This window comes from Treponema sp. R6D11, assembly GCF_054786075.1.
The window spans coordinates 1-794 of record NZ_BDHD01000554.1 but is presented as its reverse complement, the minus strand read 5'-3'; the positions used below and the strand labels follow the sequence as shown (position 1 = coordinate 794).

The window sequence follows — 794 nt, the reverse complement described above, 5'->3', positions numbered from 1 at the left end:
TGATAATTAAATTTTTTTTTTTCCGTTTTTCCGTAAAAAACCTCGGTTTACCCCCACCCTTTTTGAACCGCCTCATCGTTCCATCCCATGCTTAAAGAGAATAAATTTAAATGTTTAATGTCAATATAACCGACATCCCCGTCAAACGTCGCCTTTTTGTCAATTTCCGCCGTTTTATATCCCGCCATCATACTTTTTGTGTTCAAATCAAATTTTTCTGTAAGAGCCCCGCATTCGCGGTACATTTGCACAAGGGCTTCATCGCTAAGCCTCCAAAGCATATTTGTCATTAACGTGTTATTATTTATTATCCCTCGGCTATTGGAAACGAGGTCTGATAAAATATAATATCCGGAAAATCTTTTTTCATTTTTTCTGAAATATTTACTAAAATCGCGTAATACGCAAATTATCATTTCAGTCATTCTATTCCGCGCCAAAGATCCCATCGTTCGCCCCTTCCTCAATCATTGATTTATACTCAATCGGAATATTTTATCTTGTATGTTTTTCATCTTAGCCCAATAAAAATTAGTAAACATGGTACATAATACCATTGATTTAAAATAAAAACAATAAACATTTACATTATATATGTGGACGAAGTACGCCTTTCCACGGCCTGCGATGGTACTTTCCGTTCGTTCAAGTCTTCGACGCTTGGAATTTGTATTCGTAAAAGAAAAAACAAAATTGTTACATTCCATTATCCGCATTTTACAGCACAACAGGGCCCGGGAGGACAAGCCGGAAGCCGTAGCGGATGGCATTACCTCTACTGTACGGGGAGACGT

Annotated in this window: 2 protein-coding genes; one reads left to right on the top strand and one right to left on the bottom strand. The window is 37.5% G+C overall.

The annotated features are described in order from the left end of the window. Positions 1-47 precede the first annotated feature (47 nt). Positions 48-425 carry a hypothetical protein gene (locus tag ACYVTD_RS14635; RefSeq protein ID WP_461248451.1) on the bottom strand — a complete coding sequence of 126 codons (378 nt, stop codon included), beginning with the start codon at positions 423-425 and terminating at the stop codon, positions 48-50. 171 nt (positions 426-596) lie between these two features. On the opposite strand from ACYVTD_RS14635, the gene ACYVTD_RS14630 reads away from it, so the two are divergent. Then, positions 597-794, top strand: a 198-nt coding sequence (locus tag ACYVTD_RS14630) for a hypothetical protein (protein WP_461248450.1), incomplete at its 3' end; no start/stop codon positions are given.